The sequence below is a fragment of the Lysinibacillus canaveralius genome, from assembly GCF_047301505.1.
In the GTDB taxonomy this organism is placed as follows: Bacteria; Bacillota; Bacilli; order Bacillales_A; family Planococcaceae; genus Lysinibacillus_B.
Window position 1 is genome coordinate 1,392,964 of sequence record NZ_CP154840.1, and the last position, 23,948, is coordinate 1,416,911.

At 39.9% G+C, this 23,948-nt stretch carries 24 protein-coding genes and 1 riboswitch; of the genes, 12 read left to right on the forward strand and 12 right to left on the reverse strand.

Going from position 1 to position 23,948, the window contains the following annotated elements; genetic code table 11:
• Nucleotides 1–47: 47 nt before the first annotated feature.
• Genes AA0Y26_RS06915 through AA0Y26_RS06925 form a run of 3 tightly spaced genes read left to right on the forward strand, consistent with a single transcriptional unit; the run spans nt 48 to nt 1,903 of the window.
• Nucleotides 48–425: a GntR family transcriptional regulator gene (locus AA0Y26_RS06915; RefSeq protein ID WP_413366318.1), complete on the forward strand. Its 378-nt coding sequence runs from the start codon at nt 48–50 to the stop codon at nt 423–425.
• Entirely contained in the window at nt 425–1,285 is an 861-nt protein-coding gene (locus AA0Y26_RS06920) for an ABC transporter ATP-binding protein (RefSeq protein WP_413368095.1), read from the forward strand. The genes AA0Y26_RS06915 and AA0Y26_RS06920 overlap by 1 nt, the downstream gene beginning before the upstream one ends.
• Complete coding sequence (locus tag AA0Y26_RS06925; protein WP_413366320.1) at nt 1,286–1,903, forward strand: ABC-2 transporter permease; 618 nt, start codon at nt 1,286–1,288, stop codon at nt 1,901–1,903.
• 305 nt (nt 1,904–2,208) lie between these two features.
• On the opposite strand, the gene AA0Y26_RS06930 is transcribed toward AA0Y26_RS06925, so the two are convergent.
• Nucleotides 2,209–3,111: a DMT family transporter gene (locus tag AA0Y26_RS06930; protein ID WP_413366322.1), complete on the reverse strand. Its 903-nt coding sequence runs from the start codon at nt 3,109–3,111 to the stop codon at nt 2,209–2,211.
• A gap of 156 nt (nt 3,112–3,267) precedes the next feature.
• On the opposite strand from AA0Y26_RS06930, the gene AA0Y26_RS06935 reads away from it, so the two are divergent.
• Nucleotides 3,268–4,662, forward strand: a complete 1,395-nt coding sequence (locus tag AA0Y26_RS06935; protein WP_413366324.1) for a PLP-dependent aminotransferase family protein — start codon at nt 3,268–3,270, stop codon at nt 4,660–4,662.
• Nucleotides 4,663–5,366: 704 nt separating this feature from the next.
• Here AA0Y26_RS06935 and AA0Y26_RS06940 read toward each other — a convergent pair.
• From AA0Y26_RS06940 to AA0Y26_RS06960, 5 genes are all read right to left on the reverse strand, one after another.
• Nucleotides 5,367–5,936 carry an integrase gene (locus tag AA0Y26_RS06940; protein ID WP_413366326.1) on the reverse strand — a complete coding sequence of 190 codons (570 nt, stop codon included), beginning with the start codon at nt 5,934–5,936 and terminating at the stop codon, nt 5,367–5,369.
• A gap of 296 nt (nt 5,937–6,232) precedes the next feature.
• Nucleotides 6,233–6,619 (reverse strand): KGG domain-containing protein, encoded by a 387-nt coding sequence (locus AA0Y26_RS06945; RefSeq protein WP_413366328.1) that lies wholly within the window; start codon nt 6,617–6,619, stop codon nt 6,233–6,235.
• A gap of 177 nt (nt 6,620–6,796) precedes the next feature.
• Entirely contained in the window at nt 6,797–7,762 is a 966-nt protein-coding gene (locus AA0Y26_RS06950) for a S66 peptidase family protein (protein WP_413366330.1), read from the reverse strand.
• A gap of 131 nt (nt 7,763–7,893) precedes the next feature.
• The gene (locus AA0Y26_RS06955; protein WP_413366331.1) at nt 7,894–8,661 is read right to left on the reverse strand and encodes an MBL fold metallo-hydrolase; all 768 of its coding nucleotides are present in this window, start codon (nt 8,659–8,661) and stop codon (nt 7,894–7,896) included.
• A gap of 224 nt (nt 8,662–8,885) precedes the next feature.
• Nucleotides 8,886–9,698 carry an MBL fold metallo-hydrolase gene (locus AA0Y26_RS06960; protein WP_413366333.1) on the reverse strand — a complete coding sequence of 271 codons (813 nt, stop codon included), beginning with the start codon at nt 9,696–9,698 and terminating at the stop codon, nt 8,886–8,888.
• A gap of 160 nt (nt 9,699–9,858) precedes the next feature.
• Between AA0Y26_RS06960 and AA0Y26_RS06965 the strand changes: the two genes are divergently transcribed.
• Nucleotides 9,859–10,419 carry a GNAT family N-acetyltransferase gene (locus AA0Y26_RS06965; RefSeq protein WP_413366335.1) on the forward strand — a complete coding sequence of 187 codons (561 nt, stop codon included), beginning with the start codon at nt 9,859–9,861 and terminating at the stop codon, nt 10,417–10,419.
• A gap of 112 nt (nt 10,420–10,531) precedes the next feature.
• Here AA0Y26_RS06965 and AA0Y26_RS06970 read toward each other — a convergent pair whose 3' ends face one another.
• On the reverse strand, nt 10,532–10,672 hold the full coding sequence (locus tag AA0Y26_RS06970; RefSeq protein ID WP_413366337.1) for a hypothetical protein: 141 nt from the start codon (nt 10,670–10,672) through the stop codon (nt 10,532–10,534).
• Between the two features lie 150 nt (nt 10,673–10,822).
• Between AA0Y26_RS06970 and AA0Y26_RS06975 the strand changes: the two genes are divergently transcribed.
• The gene (locus tag AA0Y26_RS06975; protein WP_413366340.1) at nt 10,823–12,229 is read left to right on the forward strand and encodes a GGDEF domain-containing protein; all 1,407 of its coding nucleotides are present in this window, start codon (nt 10,823–10,825) and stop codon (nt 12,227–12,229) included.
• Between the two features lie 531 nt (nt 12,230–12,760).
• On the forward strand, nt 12,761–13,981 hold the full coding sequence (locus tag AA0Y26_RS06980) for a hypothetical protein (RefSeq protein ID WP_413366341.1): 1,221 nt from the start codon (nt 12,761–12,763) through the stop codon (nt 13,979–13,981).
• 107 nt (nt 13,982–14,088) lie between these two features.
• Here AA0Y26_RS06980 and tsaA read toward each other — a convergent pair whose 3' ends face one another.
• Nucleotides 14,089–14,553: a tRNA (N6-threonylcarbamoyladenosine(37)-N6)-methyltransferase TrmO gene (gene tsaA / locus AA0Y26_RS06985; RefSeq protein ID WP_413366343.1), complete on the reverse strand. Its 465-nt coding sequence runs from the start codon at nt 14,551–14,553 to the stop codon at nt 14,089–14,091.
• A gap of 370 nt (nt 14,554–14,923) precedes the next feature.
• Between tsaA and AA0Y26_RS06990 the strand changes: the two genes are divergently transcribed.
• From AA0Y26_RS06990 to AA0Y26_RS07010, 5 genes are all read left to right on the forward strand, one after another.
• A complete protein-coding gene (locus AA0Y26_RS06990; protein ID WP_413366344.1) occupies nt 14,924–15,490 on the forward strand; it encodes a sigma-70 family RNA polymerase sigma factor in 567 nt (188 codons plus the stop codon).
• Nucleotides 15,474–16,583, forward strand: coding sequence for a DUF4179 domain-containing protein (locus AA0Y26_RS06995; protein WP_413366346.1), 1,110 nt, complete (start codon nt 15,474–15,476; stop codon nt 16,581–16,583). The genes AA0Y26_RS06990 and AA0Y26_RS06995 overlap by 17 nt, the downstream gene beginning before the upstream one ends.
• 120 nt (nt 16,584–16,703) lie before the next feature.
• Nucleotides 16,704–16,842: riboswitch (cyclic di-AMP (ydaO/yuaA leader) on the forward strand.
• A gap of 144 nt (nt 16,843–16,986) precedes the next feature.
• Nucleotides 16,987–18,324 carry a TrkH family potassium uptake protein gene (locus AA0Y26_RS07000; RefSeq protein WP_413366348.1) on the forward strand — a complete coding sequence of 446 codons (1,338 nt, stop codon included), beginning with the start codon at nt 16,987–16,989 and terminating at the stop codon, nt 18,322–18,324.
• Nucleotides 18,325–18,542: 218 nt separating this feature from the next.
• Nucleotides 18,543–19,286, forward strand: a complete 744-nt coding sequence (locus AA0Y26_RS07005) for an HAD-IIB family hydrolase (protein WP_413366350.1) — start codon at nt 18,543–18,545, stop codon at nt 19,284–19,286.
• A 473-nt stretch (nt 19,287–19,759) separates the two neighbouring features.
• Nucleotides 19,760–19,963 (forward strand): hypothetical protein, encoded by a 204-nt coding sequence (locus AA0Y26_RS07010; RefSeq protein ID WP_413366352.1) that lies wholly within the window; start codon nt 19,760–19,762, stop codon nt 19,961–19,963.
• A 286-nt stretch (nt 19,964–20,249) separates the two neighbouring features.
• Here AA0Y26_RS07010 and AA0Y26_RS07015 read toward each other — a convergent pair whose 3' ends face one another.
• The 4 genes from AA0Y26_RS07015 to AA0Y26_RS07030 are packed head-to-tail and all read right to left on the reverse strand — an operon-like array spanning nt 20,250 to nt 23,886.
• Complete coding sequence (locus AA0Y26_RS07015; RefSeq protein ID WP_413366354.1) at nt 20,250–21,170, reverse strand: NAD-dependent epimerase/dehydratase family protein; 921 nt, start codon at nt 21,168–21,170, stop codon at nt 20,250–20,252.
• Nucleotides 21,148–22,056, reverse strand: a complete 909-nt coding sequence (locus tag AA0Y26_RS07020; protein ID WP_413366356.1) for an NAD-dependent epimerase/dehydratase family protein — start codon at nt 22,054–22,056, stop codon at nt 21,148–21,150. The genes AA0Y26_RS07015 and AA0Y26_RS07020 overlap by 23 nt, the downstream gene beginning before the upstream one ends.
• Nucleotides 22,057–22,091: 35 nt before the next feature.
• Nucleotides 22,092–22,658 carry a hypothetical protein gene (locus tag AA0Y26_RS07025; protein ID WP_413366358.1) on the reverse strand — a complete coding sequence of 189 codons (567 nt, stop codon included), beginning with the start codon at nt 22,656–22,658 and terminating at the stop codon, nt 22,092–22,094.
• Nucleotides 22,648–23,886: a glycosyltransferase family 4 protein gene (locus AA0Y26_RS07030; RefSeq protein ID WP_413366360.1), complete on the reverse strand. Its 1,239-nt coding sequence runs from the start codon at nt 23,884–23,886 to the stop codon at nt 22,648–22,650. Before AA0Y26_RS07030 ends, AA0Y26_RS07025 begins: the two co-directional genes overlap by 11 nt.
• Nucleotides 23,887–23,948: the final 62 nt, after the last annotated feature.

Below are 23,948 nucleotides of genomic sequence, written 5' to 3' on the forward strand. Positions count from 1 at the left end.
ATATATTGTATATAAAGTATATATACAATATAAAAAGAGGTCTTTGCATGCAAATTCTTATTTCAAACAGCTCAAAAGAACCGATCTATGAGCAGATCACAGCACAAATCAAAAAGCAGATCTTGACAGGTGACCTACAAGAGGGGCAGGCGCTTCCTTCAATGCGACAGCTGGCAAAGGATTTGCAGATTAGTGTCATTACAACAAAACGCGCCTATGAAGAACTGGAGAAAAACGGATTTATTTATTCCATTGTCGGAAAAGGGTCATTTGTCTCAGAGCAAAATACAGAGATGATCAAGGAAAGAAAGATGAAGGTCATCGAGGAAAAGCTATTGGAAGCAATCGAAAACAGCAAGGATATGGGCATTGGATTAGCAGAGCTAAAGGAAATGCTTACATTATTATATTCGGAGGATGAATGATGGAAAATGTCATTGAATTACAGAACGTTACGAAATCGTTTAAAGGGTTTCAGGTGAAGGATCTTTCCATTTCTGTGAAAAAAGGTTTTGTTACAGGGTTTATCGGTGGGAATGGGGCAGGGAAATCCACAACAATTAAGTTAATTATGAATTTACTAAAGCAGGACAGCGGCTCTATTTCGGTATTCGGTCTCACGCATGAAACAAACGAGAGAGCCATTAAAGAACGAATCGGCTTTGTCTATGATGAGAATATATTTTACGAAAATCTGACACTAAAAGAGATGAAGAAAATTATCCGGCCAGCCTACCAGCAATGGGATGATATCATCTTTCAGAAATATGTAAATCAGTTTGAGCTGCCCCTTAATAAAAAAATCAAAACCTTTTCAAAAGGAATGAAAATGAAGGCATCACTCGCCATTGCACTTTCCCATCAGGCGGAGCTCATTATTATGGATGAACCGACTTCAGGACTTGATCCGGTATTTCGCCGGGAATTGCTGAATATTTTGCATGAGCTCATGCAGGACGGGGATAAAACGATATTCTTTTCAACTCATATTACGACCGATCTTGATCGGATTGCGGATTATATCATCTTTTTAAATGACGGCGAGCATGTGTTTACGAAGGAATTTTATAAAATTCAGGAGGACTATGCGATCGTCAAGGGGCCGCTCGACTTACTCGATGCGGATACGGAGCAGGAATTCGTCGCGGTGCAGAAGTCGAATATAGGCTTTGAAGGATTGACGGTGAACAAAGAACGTGTAGAAAGTCTATTTGGGGAATCGGTCGTGCTGGAAAAGCCGACACTGGAAGATATTATGTATTATACGAAAAAAGGGGGCGCTTAAATGGTTAATTTGATATGGAAAGATATACTTATTCAAAAGAGGCAGATACCTATTTATCTAGGCATTATTATACTTTGCTTCTGGGAGGATGGGGTTCCCTTATGGTGGTTGGCGTTTATTACAAGCATCTCGTTCATTATGAACGCTTTCTATTATGATGAAAAAGATAATATCAATATTTTGCTGAACTCCCTGCCATACACGAGAAAACAGATTGTCATTTCGAAATACCTCGGTGCTCTTGTATTCACGGGATTATTCATTGGGGTAATTATGGGAGGCGGTTTTATTATAAACGGGATGGAACTCTCTTTTTCATGGAAGGATATATTGCATACTTTTGGTCTTATAATGGCTTTTCTGTCCATCATCTTTCCTTTTTTCTATAAATTCAAACAGCAATATTTAATGATTGGCGCAATGGTTTTATTCGTTGTTGCTATCTTCACATTCAGAATCGTAATGCAGATTTTCAACGAACAATTTGCTAAAGCCTTCCAATGGCTGGCCAGTTTACCTGAGCTACAGCTATATTCATTCGCTGCTCTTAGTATTTTATTGTTATACGGAGGATCATGGCTGCTATCAATGCGTATTTATGAAAGAAAAGTCTTTTAAAATATCCTTGGAAAAGATCTCTTCATTAAAGTGAAGCTGGGATAAAATCTTAAAACACTATTTTTCTCCGGTGGAAAAATAGTGTTTTTTCGGTATGGTGGAAACTGATCTCCATTAGGAATATGCTTTCCGCGGGTATGGCGTAAGCTCATAGTCTCGGGCGTCGTCCTATTCCCGTAGAATCAATCCGGCACCTCGATCCATTTCGAAAGCATTGAATTCCTATTGTAGATTGATGCTAATTTTCTTGAGATTTCTATTTATGTCCCAGCCTTGTTGTTGTTCGATAACGATCTTGCCGGAAATCAGTTTTTCTCCGGAAGAGGGGCCCTCCTTGAAACGCTCGCATTTTTGCCTAGTATCACCGACAGGACAACAATCACTGCGATTACAATCGTGAATAGGGAGATGGATTCACCGAGGAAAGCTGCGGCAAATAGAATCATTAAAAATGGCTGTAAGTATTGGATTTGACTAACTCTGGCTATGCCGCCCATCGCCATCCCGCTGTACCATGCAACATATGCGAGAAATTGGCTAACAATGGCAAGGTAAAAAAAGCTGATCCAAGCTTGAAGAGGGGCATGGAGCATGTCTGCTGACAGGTTCATTCCCACTGGAATAATAAAAAATGGGGCACCAATAATAACCGCCCAAGCAATGACTTGCCAGCTCCCTAATTCCTGTGCTAATTTCCCACCTTCAGCATAACTAAGCCCAAGGATCACAACCGCTGCCAGTAAAGCTAAATCAGCAAAATACAACCCGCCAAACCCTAGATGAAAAGCGTAAGCAATAACAGCGAAAGAGCCGGTGATACTTGCAAACCAGAATGTAAATGAAGGAATCTCACCTGCTCTAAAAACGGCAAATCCAGTTGTAGCTAGGGGCAGCAGGGCTAATACAACAGCTCCATGCGAAACGGGTAAAGATTCCATTGCCCACGAGGTGAGGAGGGGAAATCCTAACACAGCTCCAGCAGCAACAACAAGCAGACTTTTGAATTGCCGTCGGGTAGGGAGCTTTTCTTTTCGAACAATTAATACAACAGTAACTAGAATAGCAGCAACAACCGTTCTTCCCAAGCCGACGAACGTAGTACCAAAATATTTTACGGCAACGCTTGTAGAAGGAAGCGTTAAACTAAAACAAACAACGCCTACCAGTCCAAACAATAACCCGAGCTTCTTCCGGGTATCCTTTTGCATCTTATCCACCTATCTTTTCTTTTGAATTATATCTGTACCGTTTTTTCTTTCCTGAAACAACAGCCCTGATATAATTAACATAATAATAAGTACAGAAAATGAAAGAAATCGGGATTTTATCTGTTTGTACCAGTACAGTTGGAGGGGGATAGATGAATGTCTTCAAAATATATGGAGATTATGGAGGACATTAAGCAGCGGCTGGCAGAGAAATCTCTTGTTGCAGGAAGTAAGCTTCCTTCGGTTCGTCAGCTATCCAAGCATTTTTCATGCAGCAAAAATACGGTTATAAAAGCATACGAAGAATTGGAAAAGCTGCATCTGATTTATTCTGTTCCAAAAAGCGGTTATTTTGTTGTGAATGAATTGCCAAATGCAGCGGATGAAAAGCATGTGATTGATTTCTTCTCAGCTGGTCCCGATAAAAATGTCATGCCTTATATGGAGTTTCAGCATTGTATGAATCAAGCAATTGAACAATATAAGGAGGCGCTTTTTACATACTCCGACCAGCAGGGCCTTTACTCATTAAGGGTACAGGTCGTGAAGTATTTGCAAAATTTACAAGTGTTTACTGAGCCTGAAAGGGTAGTAGTAGTTTCCGGCTCACAGCAAGCCCTCAATTTATTAGTTTCTATGCCGTTTCCAAATGGGAAACATAATATTCTCGTTGAGCAGCCGACTTATTTTGGATTTATTGAGTCTCTCCAGCTGCAGCAGGCTGCCACTTTTGGTATTGAGTTATCGATGCAAGGGATTGACCTGGAGCGTCTTGAATATATTTTCCGCAATAATGATATTAAATTTTTCTACATTATTCCTAGATTTCATAACCCACTTGGTCATAGCTATACGAATGGAGAAAAGAAAAAGATTGTTGAGCTGGCTGAAAAATACGATGTTTATATCGTGGAGGACGATTTTTTAGGAGATCTTGACCCAAATACAAAATCAGACCCGCTGTTTTCCTTTGCTCCTTCTGGAAGAGTCATTTATATTAAAAGTTTTTCAAAGATCTTCTTGCCTGGACTCAGGATTGCTACTATTGTTCTTCCGGCTTTTATGGTGTCTAACTTTTTACGATACAAATTCAGTGCTGATTTTAATAGCGCGGCACTTTCCCAAGGAGCGCTTGAAATTTATTTAAAAAGCGGCATGTTTGCCAGCCATCTTAAAAAGATCAAAGAGGTATATCACAAAAAAATGCATGTTCTTCAAGAAGCATGTGAATGTTTGCTGCCTCCTGGTACTCATTTTTCTAAACCGTCTTCAGGTTTTTATCTCTCTATCAGCTTGCCTGGAAATATAACAGCAAAACAGATTGTTCATATGCTACATGAAAGAAATATACTAGTCGATGATGCCTCGAGAATGTTTTTGCCGGAATATAAAAAGGATAACCTCCTTCGGCTAAGTATCTCTCAGGTAAATGAGCATCAAATTAAAACCGGCATAGAAGAACTCGCTGATTGTATTGCCTTACTAAGCAGCAGAAAAAATCATATTACACCTAAAAAAGAACGATTAAGTGAAAATTACTATAAGATGTAAGCGATTAAAGGCGACCTTTTTTACATTGAAGAGAGGTGCTGTTAATCGCTTTACATATTTAAAAAGTACGCTTCTGTTCGATGGAAAGAAGGCGGGATTTATAGAAGCAAAAGACGGTGGTTGTCAGTCCAACCGATAAAAAAATACTTCCGATAATTAGAAATGTCATACTATAATGTTTGACCAGAAGGTGATAGAAATTTGTTTCTACGCTCCCAACCTCGCGCAGCCAGCTTTCAGACAAACTTATTCCTAATCCCGGACTTACAAACCATCAGTAATAGACCAACTCCACTCAGTAAGATCCCTGTCAGCAATACCATTTTCAATGCTTTATTTAGCATGTATTTTGCCTCCTTTGGATACAAAACCTCAACGGACATTCAACATTTTGGCTACACCATTTTATTGGCTGCTTGGTAGCACCTCATCAGCAAACGTCTTATAAAATAATCATTCATCTGACATAGGAAAGAATGAAATACCTTCTTCTAGTATATGATGGACGAGTGGAGAGTGGTCATTATCCAATAAATGTTATGTAAGTATGAAAGGGGAGAAAGAACGTAATATCCATTTCTAAATTCTGCTTTTTGTTGCGGGGGCAATAACGGCCTATATACAAAAAAGGAGCATAGTGGCGTGCCAGCACCAATATACTCCGATATTTTCAATTTATATTTTCTCTTTTTACAAAATAAAACTTACACTGGCTGCAGGGAACGTTCCTCTGCTAGCTTATTATATAAGAATAAATCTTCCGCATATAAATCTTTATACGTAGCCAGGCTATGTTTCTTGATGAGTTCAAACGTGAAATCATCGACAAGGCGGGCTGTTTCGTTTAAATATTTAGCGTTGTGCCAGGCAGTCTCTTCAAATGTAATATCCATCTCATGTTCTTCAAGTAAAACGGATAGAAGGTCGATATTCGTATAAAGCTCTTTGGGGGAATGATTGTTTTTCATATCGATTATTTCAAGAGTTCGGTCGAGCGACGCCTGCAATGCTTCACGATCCAGTGCATGGCCAAGCTCGTGCATTGTCAGCGCTTTTACATATTGCTCAAACGGAATGTCAGCCTGCATTTCCTTCCAAGCTTTTACTAGACGCTTTTCATCATATCCTACATAGTCACCGATAAAGTTATAGCTCATATTGATACCGCAGTTATCCTTCTTCAGCTCTGTTACCATTCCAGCTGCTTTAATTGTGGAAAGAATCAGTTGTTGAAGGTCGTTTTCTTTATAGCTGTCTTGCATGTAGTTTCTCATTTCTCCCTCTATATCATAATAAAATATTATACTAATAAATAATATATGAAAGCTGATTAAATATATACCATTATTTGTTGGTTTTCAACTATTTTGATTTCGAGGGAAGAGTAGAAAGTATGCCTACATACAAAGAAAAAGAAGCGTTTGTAGTTGCATCAACAACTACAAACACCTCTTTTTATAGTGACGTGTTTTTTTGTGGGTTTACTAGTATTGGATTATAGTGGGATAACTAGAATCTGTCGACTAGATACTTAATACAATGATTAGTAAATTTTTAGTGTTTGGTTAGTTTAGTTTTTGTTATTGTTGTTTGATCGGCTGCGGCTGCTTGCTTCTCCGCCTTTGCGGCCAGCTTCTTCACGGCTCATTTTACCGCCGTTGCTGCCACCATTGTTGCCATTGTTGTTATTGTTATTTTGGTTAGCTTCTCCGCCCTTACGGCCGATTTCTTCATAGAATTCTTCGCCGTGGTTTTGTGAAGTAGCCTCTCCGCCTTTACGGCCGATTTCTTGGTAAAATTCTTTGTCGTGGTTTTGTGAAGTAGCTTCTCCGCCTTTGCGGCCAATCTCTTCATAAAACTCGCGACCATGATTATTGGAGGTAGCTTCTCCGCCTTTACGACCCGCTTCTTGAACTGTCATGTTTTCGTTGTTGTTGTTATTGCGTTTGTTAGCCATTTGTAATTCCTCCTAGAATTTTATTAGCTTATTGGGTTAAGCTTACAAGTTATATTCCCAGGAGGATTCAGGCTAAACATTCTACTTCAAAATCTTTTGCCATAGCTATGTCATTTTTATGGGAGAAATCCGCGACAATACTAGGGTTTGCAGGGAATTATTACAATTATATTTCACTTATGTGTTAGTAATATAAATTGTCTTTTCTTGTGTATTAATTGTTCCTGTACCGCCAATAGGGAAGGTGAAGATTGGCTGAGTATGTCCGAAATCTACATTATAGAGAACGGGAATCGTTTTTAGAATAGGATGCTTATCAAGAATAAAGTGCAATTGCTGCTCAAACATATTCGATTCCCGCTGAAATCGTCCAATGATAAGTGCTTTGACAGACTGTGCGGCTTGCAGCAAGGAAGTCAGGTCACGGGCGAACAGCTCAGGTGTAACCATATAATCATCTTCTACAAAGAGAATAGCATCCATCAGCTCTGGCATATAGGGTGTTCCTTGCAGGAGATTCAGTGTGCAGAGATTTCCTCCCCAAATTGTTCCTTCAGCTATTCCTTCATTATAAGTTTTCCATTCTGTACGCTCAAAATGTCGATTTGCCCCCTCTAAATACCATGCATCATCACTCCACTCAGCAGAAGCAATGAGCGGGTAGGGAGCTTCTTGTGTGAATGCACGAAGGAAGGAACTTGTTTGATAAGCCTGTCCCTTTTCCATCTGAAAGCTTGAAAAATGCGGTCCAGAATAGGTAACAAAGTTACAGCATGCTGCAATTGCCGTAGCGATTGCTGTAATATCACTGTATCCGCAGAAAATTTTCGAATTTCTACTTATTAGATCATAGTCGAGATAGGGGAGCAGTTCGTTGCTGTTAAAGCCGCCGATCACTGTCAGGATTGCTTTTACATGAGGATCTGCAAAGGCTGCATGGATATCCTCTACACGATGTTCAATAGAAGAAGAGTGCTGAAGGTCGTCTTCAAAGAGATGTTTACCGAAGGTCACCTGAAATCCTAGGTTCTCTAAACGAGCTTTTGCTGATTCGATACCTGCATTTGAAAGAATAGAAGCGCTGCGACTTGGTGCAACGATCCGAATTTCATCACCGGGCTGGAGTTTTTGAGGCGTTCTCATAGAAATGTCTCCTTTTTTCGGAAAATAAGAAAAATTTTCCTTTTGACTGTTCATTATAATAGGTTCATTATTCTCTGTCTAGAGGAAATAAAAAAACGAATGGCGACTTGCTGCTGCCATTCGGTCTTTCATTATTTCAATGGAAGAGTGATTGGTTCCCGCTGCTTCACATACTGGATGCCGGCACGCTCAATCTCCTGCAAATAATCTTCTATATTGTCATTGTAATGCATGGCATAAACAGAGGAGTGAATTTCCTTCGGATAGTAGGCGAGTACATCCTTGAACTGGGCGTGTACACCGTTAAAAGTGAAACTCGTATCCTGGAAGATGGCAAGTGTATCATCATTTACAAAGCGCAGGAGATTGGCTTTATCCAAATCCTTTACATCGCTTGGAAACAGAACATTGCCCAGTGGTCCTTTTATGAAAAGGCCAGAGCTGACAAGTCCTTTGGCATGACTGTTTGTGGTATCGAAAATTTGGAGCTCCACTCCTTCAAAATGAATGATATCCTGATCATTGACTACAGTAAATGCGCAAAAGTCATCGACCGTGCGCCCTTGGTTATCTAGAGCAGCAGAAAGGAGCTTACGCAGCTGAGAATAGACCTTCTGATGAACGAAAACGGGTGTTTTAATGGGTGTATGCTGACCGTCTTTAAACTGCCAGAAACGCTGCATCACAAGCTCCTCCAGACCGCCTGCATGATCAAAGTGGAGATGTGAAATCCAGACGCTATCGATATCGACATACGAGTATCCGGCTTTTTTCATGCTTTCACGGAGCGTTGTACCAGCATCAATCAACAGTTTCTTTGTGCCGATTTCCGCTACGTAGTTATTATGGTAGAAGCGCTCTGTAAATGCGCCGCCTACACCGAGTGGGATTAATTTCATTGAATCAGTCCTTACTATAAGAGATAGCTCCATTTTACGATAAACTTTTTAAAAATTTTATTAAAAACCCCTGCAGTCTCCAAATATAAAACAGAAATATTGTTCTGCTTCATTTCTTCCTCGCTTTATTTGAATGGTGACAGTACAAGACTGTAAAAGGGGATACGTCTATTCCTAGACGTAAGGGTCTGCCTCCTAATCGGCAAAGCAGGCGAGCTCGCCATTTACCCGCGATTTAAAATAGTACGTACCATATGCACTGGTGACCATTCTGTATTAGAAACCGCGATGATTGGATAAGGCTTCGGAAAAAGTTCTGCAGTAATCTCATAAATATCTTTACCTTGCTTGGAAAGAGTGAGTACTTTTCCTTCCAACTCATCAATATATTCGATTTTTAGCCGAATCCATTCTTTAGCGTTCTTTACATATCCCGCATGACAACAATACATATCTTCAAAATCATATGCTTCAATCTTTTGTAAGGACCTTCGTGTATCCAGTATATTTTCTTCAGTCAACACAACCTTCACTTTCGGGGATACAAATAGGTCGCCTGTAAACATTGCACCAAGGTCACGGTTGTAAAAGGTAACATGGTCCTTTGTATGGCCAGGTGTTTCAATGACTTCCCATGTATGGTTTCGCGAAGTGAATGTCTCATCTAAAGCTGTGGAAGAAAAAGGCGCGGATTCTCCCCATACGATTTGACGATAGGTTGGGATACGGAATGGCTTTGGTGTGAAAGAAGTCGATGATGAGTGGATAAATGCAGGAACATCCCGTTGATTTTGAAGATAAGCGACATTTCCTATATGATCCTCGTGGAAGTGTGTAATATAGATGGCATCAAAATCTGCTTCATTAAAGTACGGTTTAAATTCTTCTAGTAAAGAGCTGGAGCCTGTATCAATCAAAATTCCATCTACATTAAAGCTGTAGACACTCATCGGACTTCCCGGCACATTGGCTGTACATTTAGACATTAGAACACCGTTTTCTCTTTTGATTTCGCTGCTTTTTTCTATCTTTAACATACGAATCTCTCCTTAATGCTTTCTTTCTAGTATAACAAGCGAAAAAGGAAATGAACACCTATTCATTTTATAAGCCTATAAATTTTCCAGTTAAAACGAGGAATTTTATCGGTAACTGTGTAATATAACATATCAACCCTTTGAATAAGGAGGTTAGAAGATGGAGGAGGAATATACAATGGAATGGACACTGCCGACATTGACTACCGAACGGCTAACGCTTCGAGCTGTCACGATGGATGACGCTGAAGATATGTTTACATATGGTTCCAATGAAAATGTTACGAAATATGTGCTCTGGCATACACATGAATCAATTGAGGATACAAAGGAATTTATTGAAATGGCTGTGGAAACGTATAAGATGCAGCCATTTTACCATTGGGGCATTATTTATAATGGAAAATTCATTGGAACAATTGATTATGTGATGTTGCAGCAGCATAATAAAGTGGGAGAAATAGGCTATGTATTGGCAGAAGAATATTGGAATAAAGGAATTGTCACCGAGGCAGCCAAAAAAGTGATTGAATTTGGCTTTCATAAGCTGGGTCTTGTGCGAGTCCAAGCCCGTTGTGTTACGGAAAATATCGGTTCTTCACGTGTTATGGAGAAAAGCGGCATGACCTATGAAGGTACTCTCCGAAAGGCTCTATTTATGAAGGGGAGTCATAGAGATGTTGAAATGTATGCCATTACAGATGAGGACAGTCGATCTTAAAAGCTTACGGCAGAAAGGATAGCGACAGCGTGATAAAAGGCGGAATGTGAAAGAAGGTACTGCCTTTACGCTCACATTCCGCTTGATTCGTTCGTGTTCATTTGCCTGCCTCTTAGAAATCATTATCGTCAAAATTGTCTAGTGTACAGTTGCATTGCTCCTCACGCAGATAGGCATCATCATTTTCTGAAGATGGTTCGTACGTGTAAGGATACTTACTTGTTACTTGCTCTAAATAAATTTGATATGGCATAACCATCACCCCTCTTCTATTTTACAATATTCTGAATATTTTTTAAACAAAAATCGTTATCATATTAAAAAAATTCTTTCCAATTTTCTAATTTATGTTAATATTTAGGTAATAAGTATATAGAAAAATATTTGAAAGGTAGGTGATTAGATGGAAAGTATGTTTACCCAACAGGAGCAAAAGCAATATTATGAGCTTGCGGTAAAAAAGCTAAATAATGGTGAATATGAAGAAGCAGAAAAGCTCTTGCAGCTGCTGCAGGAAAGCTTTTTTCAAGAGCAGGATTTTGAGAGCTATATAAAAGTAAATATCGATTCACTTAAAATCCTAGTAAATTCACAAAGATATGAGGAAATGTTCGATTATATATTGGCAACAGAACCTTATGTTGAAGAGTATGCCGCAAAAAACGAACAACTCTCCTTCCGACTGATCAAAGCTATCTTCCAGGACATAATGGGCATCCAGTCGCCGATTGCAGAGCTGAAAGAGTTATTGGAAGAAGCGATTGAAATTAACGACATTCGTCATATTTTCAGAGCTGCCAATAACCTCCTGCATTCATACAACGAAGAGAAAAAAATTGGAGAAGGATATGCGCTAATTGAACGAATTACACCATACCTTGAGCAGGTGGAAGAAAATGACCCCCTTGCTCCCATGATGTTCTATATCAATTCTTTCGATATCTACTATGCACGGAAGGACTTTGACAATATCGAAAAAAACTTGCTGAAACTCGAGAAAGATAGCATGTATAAGACGATTCCTTCGCTTGAATTCCCTTATTGGAGCATAAAAGGGCTTTATATTCTCCATCTAGGAAAAATTGAACAAGCTAAATATTATTTTGAAAAAGCCTATAGCATGATCAAGGACAAGTTCTACTTTGTCAATGATATCGAGCGCTGGGTACATGCAATGAAAGACCATGGAGAAATCGAGCAGGCCTTTGCTTACCAGGTTCTATTAGTCGAAGCATTGCAGGAGCACATAGCGATGGAGAAAAAGATAAGGCGCTCTGAAATTATCTCGAAATTTTCCACTAATGGCGTTGTAGAGCGCCTGCATCATGACCGCCTGTCCGGGGCAAAAAGCCGGGCCTATTTTGAAGAGCAGCTAGAGAAGAACCGGGAGATTATTCACTATTCAGTAGCGGTGTTCGATGTGGATAAATTTAAGACAGTGAATGATACGTATGGGCATCTAGTTGGCGACCAGGCAATCAAATTTATCTCATCTATAGCAATGAAGTGGATGCCTAAAAATGATATGAAACTGATCCGCTACGGCGGAGATGAATTTATCATCTTTATGCCGTATCCGAAAGAAGAAATAGAAGAAGAAATCAGCCGTCTCCGTCGCTTGATTGCTGAAAGCGACTTTATTGTCCGTGGTACGGGAGATGTCATCAATTTTGAAGTGAGTATAGGGGTAGGCTATACAAACGAGACACCTGCAACCTTAATCCAGTTATTTGAAACTGCCGATCATGCACTTTATTATGCAAAACAAAATGGACGGAATCAGGTTCGGTTCCACGAAGCGATACACTGAAAGCGAAAGTAATTTGATTACCTTCGCTTTTTTATTCGCTCTTTAGCCAGGGCTTCAATGCTAAGCGGCAGGGAGACTTTAAAAACGGCTAATTCTAGCCTGCCAGCAGTGGATTTCTTATTGTATAAACTGCAGTTTTCATAAATAGACGTATAGTAAAACAATTTAAACGGTTCAGGAGGTTATCCTTGAGCCGTTTTCATACTATTACCGGGCAGTATAGCCTTCATTGATGACAAGCTCAATACCCATAATAGAAGGAACTTCATCTCTTTTTCCTGGGAGTTTGAGGACAAGTAAAGAATAAATTTCTCTGTTCATAGACCGTCTTTAATCGATAATTAAGGGGTTTTATACAGATTACTATTGAAGAGGATACCTTCCATATAATTAAGAAAAAAGTGAAGGAAGTTTTGTCATCTCATCAAATATATACAAGTGAAACAGGTCACTCCATCGTAAATAAAGTTTGTTGATTTCATTTTGAGGGAAATAGTTTCTTACAAAATAAGCTGATATAGGTGATAAAAGATGGCTATTAAACCCCGGATTGATGATGAGGCAATAAAAAACATCAAGTATTTAATCAAAATGGATCGCTATAAGGAAGCAAAGGAGCTAGGGGAATACTTGTTAGAAGGTAATCCTTACATGGATGACTTAGGTGTTGCCCTGTGTATCCAGCTTTTAGAAATATATATCGTTTTACATGACGGAGAAAGTTTCCAGCACTTATTCAACCTTCATGAGAAAAGCCTGAAGAATCATCAAGATCCTCTCGTTCAAACAAAAATAAACCTTCTGCTGGGTCACTATTACTTGCATATTGGTCATGATTATGAGGAATGCATTCAGCATTATCAGCAAAGCATAAGCTTAGCTTTCCAGTATCATTTTCGTTTACATATGGTGGTGGCCATCAATAATCTGACAGCTGCTTTAGAAAAGCAGCATGTTCCGATTCAGACAATCTACCAGTTTTTGAAGTTTAACATAATTGTTGCTGAAAAAATGGGTGATCAAAATAGCAGCGGCTATGTGGAAGGTCATTTAATGTATTTCCGCATTATGACGATTCTTCGTAAGTTCGAGAGTGTAAAAAGAAAAATTGCCCTGTTTTTAGAAAAGGATTTGAATAATAAGACAAGAGTGCGCGTGTTATATGCTCTTCAATATTGCCAATATACAGCGGGCGAATTTATAAAATCGCTGGAAACAAGTAAAAGAGCGCTTGCTATTCTAGAGCAGGATGCATCGATGAAGGAATATGTAGATGGTTATGAAAATATTTATAAGACCATGATGCTCGCAGCCAAAGCGATGAGTCTCCCGGTTTATAAGGCGTATGAGCAGCAATACGAGCATTATAGACGGCTAGGGGAGATAAAAAAGCAATTGAATAAAAATGTTTCTTCGGAAAGCTATGCAAATGAACCGAGTTATCAGAAAGGGAAGGATTTCTTCCGTACCATCGAATCGACTGAGGGTACATTTATCCTTATCCAGCATATAGATTTTCCGGCTATTCTACCTATCCTGACAAGACATTATCCATTAATATGGACGTGCTTGACGAATAGCATAGGTATCTTTATTCCGAAGCTGCTTTCCGAACAGCAGGTAGATGCTCTTCTGCTGCCTCTAGCTGAAACGAAACACTATAGCTTTTGCTATACCAATGAAGCAGGCTTGGCTGGTAAGGATTACTATCACCTCCTGCAGGCACAGCTTTATTATAAAGAACGGTTCTAGAAAACAAGCCAGTAAAAATTCATCACATAGTAAAGGACTCTTCCTCGATCAGTGGGAGAGTCCTTTTTTGAAAGCAAGATACATGGTGTTTTCGGGGATAAAGGCTTTTATTCGGACCAATATTTTTCCATTAACTTAGTAGACCATTCAGGTTGCTTCACCTTTCCTCTTGGCAGAAATTCTGCCATTACTGGCTTTATATCAATGACGGGCGTGCCATCGATGGCATCTAAGCCCTTGACCACTAAAATTCGCTCGCGTACTTCTACTAGTTCGACTGTTGTCAGACCAAGCTTGTTTGGCCTATTTTTCCCTCGCTGTGCAAAAACGCCGACTTTAGGATAATCCGTATTATTTCGAGGATGTCTGGCCTCATATTGAATTTTTTCATCTGATACTTGGTTAAAGTAAAAAATGATATCTAAGTGAGAGAATTTACTAATTCCTGCTAGTGCTTCTTGTTGTAGATTCTCTGCTAGTTCAATTGTAGATACGACCGCTCCCCAATGGTCATCCTCTACAGCCTTCCGTATATTGCGGACAAATGCCACGGGCTTAATTGAATAAGTCATACTTATTAACTCCTTTCACTTATGGTTGAAGAAAATTGTGCTGGATTTATCGTGTATATATTTTATCATCAGTAATTTTACTTTATATCACGCATCTTGCAGCTCTAGGTACACCACCTTTTTGAGTAATGAAGTCTTTCCTATTGACGTATATATCTGCTGATAGAGGTGAGTAATAGAGCATATTCTCTCTAAATAATAACCTATCATTTGATAAAATGGAATATATAGTAACATTGGTTTTTGAAAGGGAATAGACGGTATCCCCGAGGCACTCAAAAGATGAAGATAAATTAACATGAGAATATTTTATCTTTCAAACGATGTGTTACGTATAGAGGCCTTTAAATCCAAAATAGGAGTATATTGTATGAAAATTACAAGTGACAACTTTATAAAGTATTTTAAAAAGGGTAAGGAATCAGCGCTTGAATATGTAATAGAAGAATATGCAGGGATTGTAAAAGCGATTGTCTACAATGCACTGAAATCTTATAAAGATCCATATATGGTAGAAGAATGTATGAGTGACGTTTTCATTGGTGCTTATGAAAATGCAAAGCAATTTGAAGGGGACACGGAGGATTTCCGGAAATGGCTTTGTACAATTGCTAAATTCAAGGCGGTGGATAAGCAGCGAAAGCTTGCAAGAAGTCCAATAGTTACAGATGTAGATGAAATCAGCTCTACTGTCCATTCAGCAGAAGAGGAGTTTCTCTTAAGGAGTGATACTCAGGACTTAATGAAAATGATGAAGAGCCTGGACAAGACCGACTGCGAAATATTTGTGATGAAATACTTTTTAAATATGAAAAATGAAGAGATCGGCAAGGCGGTCGGGATGACAAAAGCAGCCGTTGATAACCGGCTGTACCGGGGAAAGAAGAGTTTGAAGCAAATGTATGCAGGAGGGGTATTCAATGAAGAAGGTGTATAAGCAATTCAACCAACTAAACATAGATACGGAACTCGAACCTATGAACGTCAATGAAATGGAGATGGCCAGAATCAAGCAGCGCATACTAAAAAGGAGGAAAAGAAAGCAAATTCCTAAAATAGCAGGTGCAGCAGCCGCTATCCTTCTTACGGTAAATATTACAGCTGGTATAGCTTTTCCGGTTTATGCAGAGAAGATTCCCTTTCTCGCTAGCGTCTTCAAGCATTTTAATGATGAAAATAAAGTTGTCTTTGAAGGCTATGAAGAATTTGCAACAGATATCGGTGTGACAAAGGAAAGCAATGGAATCAGCATTACCGTTACAGATGCTGTGTATGACGGCGAGAACGTTACAATCGCCTATACGATGAAGAGTGAAAAAGAGCTGGGGACAAGACCTTCATTGGATGGTCCGTTCATAATTGAAGAACTGAAGAAAAGATATGAAAACGGCGGCTACTCGACAAATTATCTTGCAGAGAAGATAGATGAACACGAGTATGCGGGACTCTTCGTTTACCAGCTGATTAAAGGGGATAAGCCTGAAGAAGTGCATATTAATTGGGATGGTCATACCGTAATGGATTTCAATAATGTCTCTACTGCATACAAAGGAGAGTGGGATTTCCAGTTCCATTTAAAGAAGCTGGAAAGCAAAACAACAAAACTGGCGGATGCAGGTCTGTTGCTGCAGGAAAAAGGAGTCGAAGTTAATATGAGCAAGATGGTAACAACACCTGTGTCAACAACGCTGTATATGACTGAAAAAGTTTTACACGATCAATTCCAGCCGCCAATCGATGACTGGCATGGGATTGATGTGGAATATAAGGTTGTAGACAATTTAGGGAATGAGTACAAGACAATTAATGCTTACGACATTGGTGTTGAGAGGGAGCTAAATAACCTGGGTCAAACCCGTCTGATGATGAATGCCATTCATAAAGATGCGTCATCACTTATTGTGACGCCGTATGTGTCTGTTTTGCAATTAGGCACTCCTCGTGCAGCTGAAAACGGCAGTATTACGCCCCTGGAAGCAGTAGGAGAGCCATATGTGATCGGACCGATAGAGGTTCTATTATCTCAATGAGAGCAGCAGCCTTTTGGCTGCTGCTTTTTTTATAGAAAGCTTCAAAAAATGTTTTTCAAAGAAGGTCAAAAGCATATTTACAAACTGCTGGCTGAGGAGTAGAATACATTCATTCATTCAAAATCTATATGGCTCAATCTCATGTAATGAGAACGGAGGAACCAATCTTTTGGGGTTAATTCTGCATAGCAGAAGGGATGATAGACTCTTTCGCCATCCTACCCGTCAGCTAACTTCGTCGGCTAAAGCGAAGGAGGTCCTGTTATATAAGACCGCCTTAACTAAGGGTTTTTTGTTATGCAAAAAACTTGTTAGTTGAAGTCGGTCTTTTTTGAACTTATTTAGATTTTGCAAAAAAGAGATTGATAGTTGATTGATTCTATTTAAAACAGGGGAGATCACATTGGGCTTTTTACTAAATCGCCTCAATCCTTCAGCCATCTTAGTGCTGGGCTTTGCGGTCATTATATTGATCGGTACTGGATTATTGTCATTGCCGATTGCAACGGAGGATGGAAAGGGACTGCCTTTTTTAGATGCCCTTTTTACTGCTACATCGGCAACATGTGTAACAGGACTTGTTGTGGTAGATACAGCTGATACGTTTACGATGTTTGGCGAACTCAGTATTCTAGCGATGATCCAAATCGGCGGGCTTGGCTTCATGACGTTTACGACCTTTTTATTTATTATGCTGCGGAAGAAGATTTCGCTAAAAGAGCGTTTATTACTGAAAGAAGCGTTTAATGCAAGCTCGACATCAGGAATGGTGAAAATCGCAAAGCGCATTTTCATTTTTACATTTGTGATGGAATTCCTTGGAGGAGTGGTACTTGCGGCTAGGTTTGCTTATGATATGCCTATTGCAAAAGCGGTTTATTATGGTTTTTTTCATGCGATTTCAAACTTTAATAATGCCGGGTTTGACCTGATGGGCGGCTTTCGCAGCCTGACAGAATATGTAGGAGATCCGGTAGTAGTTTTAGTTGTCTGTACAATGATTGTGACAGGAGGTTTAGGTTTTATCGTCATCAATGAACTATATGAATATTACCAAATGAGAAAGTTCTCTCTCCATGCAAAGGTAGTACTAAGTACATCAGCTATTCTACTTGTCGGTGGAGCGATTCTTATCTTTTTGTTTGAATATTCTAATGTAAAGACGATGGGGACGCTAACATTGCAGGAAAAGATTCTCGGCGCTATTTTTCATAGTGTAACCCCGCGCACAGCAGGGGCGAATACACTGCCAATGGCGGATTTGACGCATGCAACCTTGTTTTTAACTATTTTTCTCATGTTTATCGGCGGTGGATCCGGTTCGACAGCAGGAGGGATTAAAGTATCGACATTTACTGTTCTCGCAGCCGCGATGCTTAGACAATTACAAGGAAAAGAAGAGGTCGTTTTGTTTAAGCGGCGAATCGTAACCGAAACAATCCTTAAAGCCATGACTGTATCAATGAGCGGCGGCTTAATAGTTGTAGCCGTCACATTTCTATTAAGTCTTACAGAGAAAAAGTATGATTTTATTGTTTATTTGTTCGAAGCCGCTTCTGCCTTTGGAACAGTTGGTTTGTCGATGGGGCTGACACCTGAACTATCGGAAATTGGCAGGGGGTTGATCATTATTACAATGTTTGCTGGCCGTGTAGGTGTTGTCACAATTGCTTTTGCCATTGCAAAGAGAGCAGGCCGAGAGCGCTATCAATATGCAAAAGGTAATGTAATGATTGGATAAGAGAAAATGGGGGAAAAGATAGACGGCTGCAACTAGCCGTCTATTTATTGCTAAGGCAAAAGAGCATAAGTACGTATTTGTTATGACTTTGTCACAAATCTAACTTGTACATGAGCGAAAGCTGGACAACGTATTGAAAAGTTGATAATAATGGAAATGAATATGCCTGCAAGCATTGATAGACAGCAAGAATAACAGGCTGTTTGAAAGGAGTACCTATGATTTTTGTATTTGATTTAGATGGGACAATTTGTTTTAAAGGAAAGCCGTTAACACAGGATATTTGTGCGGCACTGGATGAATGTGTGGAGGCGGGGCATGAAGTTGTTTTCGCATCAGCAAGACCTATTCGTGACTTGCTGCCCATTTTGCCTGATCGATATCATAATTACCGTATGGTAGGCGGGAACGGGGCTTTTACCCGTCATGGTGAAAAATCATCTTGTACCACTTTTGATCCCGAGACTGTGGAACGTTTAAAAGAATTAACACTGCAGCATGAAGTAAAATATTTATTCGACAGTGACTGGGAGTATAGCTATACAGGCGGCGAAGAACAGCCGATTTATGAGGGGCTTGATCCGCTCAAGCTGGCCAAGAATAAACCGCTTCACGAGCTGGAAAAAATATCGAAAGCCGTGCTGTTTACGGATGATGAATTTATTCGTAAGGCGGTATCTGCACTGCCTGTAACCATTTTCCATCATCATGCAGAGCGCCTGATTGATATTAGTCCGGCGGCGATTAATAAGGCGGCAGGACTCGAGCGTCTTGGTATCAAGGACTATATAGCCTTTGGAAATGATCAAAATGACCGTGAATTATTTACATATGCAAGCTATAGTGTGTGTGTCGGGGAACATCCAGTTTCGCAGTTTGCGGATGAAGTGACAACGCAAGAGAACGTCGGAAGTACAATCAAAAAATTGGCTTTACGTTTTCAGGAAAAGGTTGTTATGTAGTCGCGTAATAAATGGCAGCAAAAAAGAAAAGAGAGGTCTTCGTTCGTCGAGGCCTCTCTTTTTTGGTTTAGAAAGGAAGTGAAGAGACTCTATTTTAATACGGGCAGCCGCTTGAAATTCGCTGAAAACTAGGTTTCTATTTTTCTTATTTTCCAAGAGATTCATTCTTTATGAGTTGGGTTGTGTGAACTTATTATACTTTTTGCCGCCTATTATTTTCATGTGCATCTTGGAGAATCATAGTTGCCTGAAATGTTCGGATAGGGAGAGACAAAAAAAGGGTTTCTCCAAAAGAGGCACGGGAGTGATACATAGCCTGTTTGGTATTGGACGATTTTTATATGGCTTAAAGTATTTTTATTGTCGACCTTGAAAAATAAGTGATGAAACAAGTATTAACATCATTTGTTTTACAGTAAGAAGGAATGAAGGAGTTACTAAAATTCAATAAATGATCCAATATACTTTCTGCTATGTTGCCAACTACATCGGACATTAATGTAGAAAGCCAGCCAATTGATAAAGTATGCAATTGTACGTATCTGAAGTTGACATTTCTCGCTTGGTACAAGCTGGGAGGTAAGCAATTCTGCCAAGCTAGAAGGGAGGTCATGAAGACTGCCCACATGTCATCAGAAATGCCGCGTCTGCCGTATCAAAAAGAATTAATCGGATAATCGGCCACTATAAGAACCGGGATGCATCGGAGGGTTATTCGTTTCCAATGGCTTCCTTATTACCGATGTCTAAAGAATGGGATTTCTGTTTTGATTTGAATAGTAGCTGCTCCAGTTTCTATCAAGTCTTGAAGCGGGCACTTTGTAGTAGAGATTAAATTATTATTTCTATTCTCATTCAAACTCCCCTTGTAAACTAGAAAGAGTAATATGCTCTTTCTAGTATTTATTATATGAAGATAAACAAAGAGTAACGGGGCGGATGAATTAAAAATCTAAAATTCTTTTACTCTTTTAAGCTTTTTCGCTGAAAATCAAGGATATCGGTGAGAGACTGCTGCAGCGTAACGGCACGTGACCAGCCTAATTCTTTTAGGGCATCCGGCAATATGGGCGAAAGAATCTCCTTTTCCTCTATTTCGCTTATCACGTCAAAGTCAACGGTAGAAAGCTGTTGGAGAATGGCTGTCACTTCTTTTAGCATAATCGGGCTGCCGGATGTAACATTATATTCCTGTTGTGTTTGGCCTTTTTTAAAGAGTGTATCATAGGCCGTAACAGCATCTCGAACATCGAGAAAATCTCGTTTGGCAAGCAGGTTATAAATAGATAGCTTTGGCTCCTCTAACCCAACCTCCATCTGGGCGATTCTTTTTGCCAAAATCGTACAGACCCCGGCAGAATGTCCTGGACCAATGAGATTTGATGGATTCGCGATGACAACATCGAGTGTGAAGAAAGAAGCATAAACTTGTGCAAATAATGTTTGCATGGTTTTGCTCAAGCCGTAAGGATGGACGAACGAGTTTATATTTGCAGGGTCTGATTTCAAGATGGAACCTACAACCAGTACTTTGCTATGGCTAGATTCTGTCCGTAACGCATCCAGTAAATAAGCAGTACCTAAAAGATTCGCTTCCAATGTTTCTATTGGCTTTGTCCATGAAGTATTAACAGCATTTTGACCGGCAAGGTGGAGAACAAAATCGGGCTGTGCTGCTGCGCATACTTTTTGCAAAGCTTCCCGGTCGGTCAAATCCCCCCGCACAAGCTGGATGTTTGGATGAGACAGAGAGCTGTCTCCTCTGACGAGTGCGTATACTTTGTAGCCGGTTTCTGCGAAGTAGGTACATGCATGCTGTCCAGTAAAGCCATTTGCCCCCGTAATGAGAATTTTCGGCGTGTCATTTACTAAATCGGTATGCATGTTCCAATCCCTCCACTAATGGAACAACGGGCTGCCAGCCTAGGAGGTCGTTTGCTAGCTCATTTGATAAACAGCTATGCTTAATGTCCCCGGGTCTCGGGTCAGCGAGTTGTGTTTCAACTGGTGTTCCATGTATTCCTATTAGCGTATCGATTAGTGAATTGATCGAGATACTCTTTCCTGTGCTGACATGCATCGCCGTGTTTGCTGCGTATTCTGCTGCTGCAAGGTTTGCTGCTACCACATCCTCTACATAAATAAAATCGCGTGTTTGTTCACCGTCTCCTTGAATAAGGATTGCTTCTCCAGAATTTAAACGTTCCAAAAAGACAGCGACGACCCCTCCATCACCTTTTGGGGACTGCCGGGGACCATAGACGTTTGCATAGCGTAAAATGGTATAAGGCAGATCAAATAACTTGTGAAACAACTTAATATAGCATTCTGCTGCAAGTTTAGAAAATCCATAGAAGCTGGAAGGGGATGTTGGCTGTTCTTCAGTGATTACACCACATTCAATGTCTCCGTACACAGCGGAAGTAGAGGAGAAAACAAAATTTTTGACCGATTCTTCCACGCAAGCTTCCAGTAGATGAATGGTGCCATCAATATTGACACGTGCATCTTCAGCGGGATTTCTGACAGAGTGCCCCACGTCAGCTTGAGCTGCCAAGTGAAAGAGGACATCCGGCTTTATATCTTTGATAAGTTGTTTTACATAGGGATCGCAAATGTCTAATTGATACAATGCAGCAGCAGTGTTAAGGTTTGATGGATGACCTGAGCTGAAGTCATCGATAATAAAGACTTCAGCTCCATTCGCAATGAGGGCATCCACCAGGTGAGAGCCGATAAAGCCGGCTCCCCCTGTGACGAGTGCTTTCATTAAACTAGCTCCTTTTCACAAGATGTCATACAATTTTATTGTTTACGTTTATAATGCGCCAGAGAGGTAGGTGCAGGTATAGAATAGCCCTCAGGAAGCTGTTCTTTAATCACATTCCATACCTCTTCATTAACTATTGAGGATGGAATAGCAGTTTCTGCTGTAGAAAATATATCATCATATTTTCCATCATATAGAGGAATAACAGGTTCAGGAGGAGGTAAGACAGCTTCCTCCTTCTCAAGGAAAGCATGCGCACTTTCCATTAGGGAGTGGCTAACTTGGGGCATGGCCGGTTCTGCACTTACAGGAGGTGCTTCTATCTCAGGCAATGCTTTTTCTAATGTAGAAACTGCAGCGGTTGTATCGGATGGCTGCGGCCCATTTTCTTGTATATAATTTTCTATACTCGGTAAATCTCGATACTCAATGTCAATTTCATTGAAGAAATCTTCTCTTTCTGAATCGAGCTCGAGAGTATCACCGGGTTTCAGATTATCCTGCTCTGCTTTTTCCTTGAATAATGATAACCACCAATTTTTCAAATTTGTTAGTTGAAGAAGAATCCAGGTTTTAATAGCAAGGAAAATTTTATTCAACATTACTCTCACCTGTCTTTCTCATAGAAATGACCTCATCATATACGGCCAACAGTTTTCTGAAGCCATTTTCATATGACCAATGTGTCATTCCCCAAATTTTAGCGTTTCTCCTTAACATTTCGGTTAAGATAGGGTTCGATAAAAGAATGTCTAAGCTCTCAAACAATCCATTGGCATCTCTTGGCTCTACAACGAGTCCTGTCACACCGTGTTCTACCATTTCAGGTAATCCCCCGATATTTGTGACGATGGCAGGCTTTCCTGCGAGCTGAGCTTCAATTAATGAGAGTGGCTGATTTTCAATTAAGGATGGCAAGACAAAGATATGGGATTTTGCCAAGATGGAAGGAATACTTTCTTGGCTTCCAAGGAAGTAAACATCATTTTCCAGTTTGAGTGATTTGCTTAATAGTTGAAGCTCCTTTTTCATTTCACCTTCTCCAACAATCCAGCAAACCCAATCCTGTCTTACAGCCTTTAATTTAGCTAACGCTTGAATGAGGTATTGAACACCCTTCAGTTCTACAAGCCTGCCTGTATAGACAATTACCTTTTTGTTAGGGGGCTGTTCAATCAATACCTTCTTTTGCTTTTGTTTGATAAAATTCTCTGTGTCAAATCCATAATGAAGCACTCTAAGTTGGCTTTCAGGCACATCAAAATCCTCGGTTAAAACATTTTTTAGCCATTGGTTGGCAACGATGCTGAGGTCAGCAGAAGTAGCGCCGATTTTTTCCAATTCATCATAGTATGATTTTACAATGTAGGAATTTGAGCTTTTATGGACGGTTTGGAGCTGTTGGCTCATTTCTTGTGCTACGGAGCCGTGAATCGTAGCAAGCATCGGAACATTTGTAGTGTTGACACGGCGTATACCGGCAGTAGAGATAACATCCTGTGTATGAATAAGGTCATATTGCTCTAATCCTAAATAAGCGGCGCCCAGTTCAAAGAAATAACGCTGAAATTCTGTGTATTCAAGCAGCTTATTCGAATAAATATCCGGGTAAAGTTCAGGAGGCATTTTTGCTTGAAGGAAGGGCAGAATCTCCTGTTTCTCCACTCTTCTATCGGTTCCTACAATATGGACGATATTATTTTCCTCACCGCATCCCATTAAATCTACTTCATGACCATGTTCCTCCAAGCCTTTTTTCAGCTGTTGCATGTATCCCCATACACCGCCTATATGGGGGATTGTCCAATAGGTGCAAAGTAAAATTTTCATATCATTTCTCCCTTTTTAGATTCGCATATAACAAGAATATGCAGAAAGGCTATCTTCTTTTG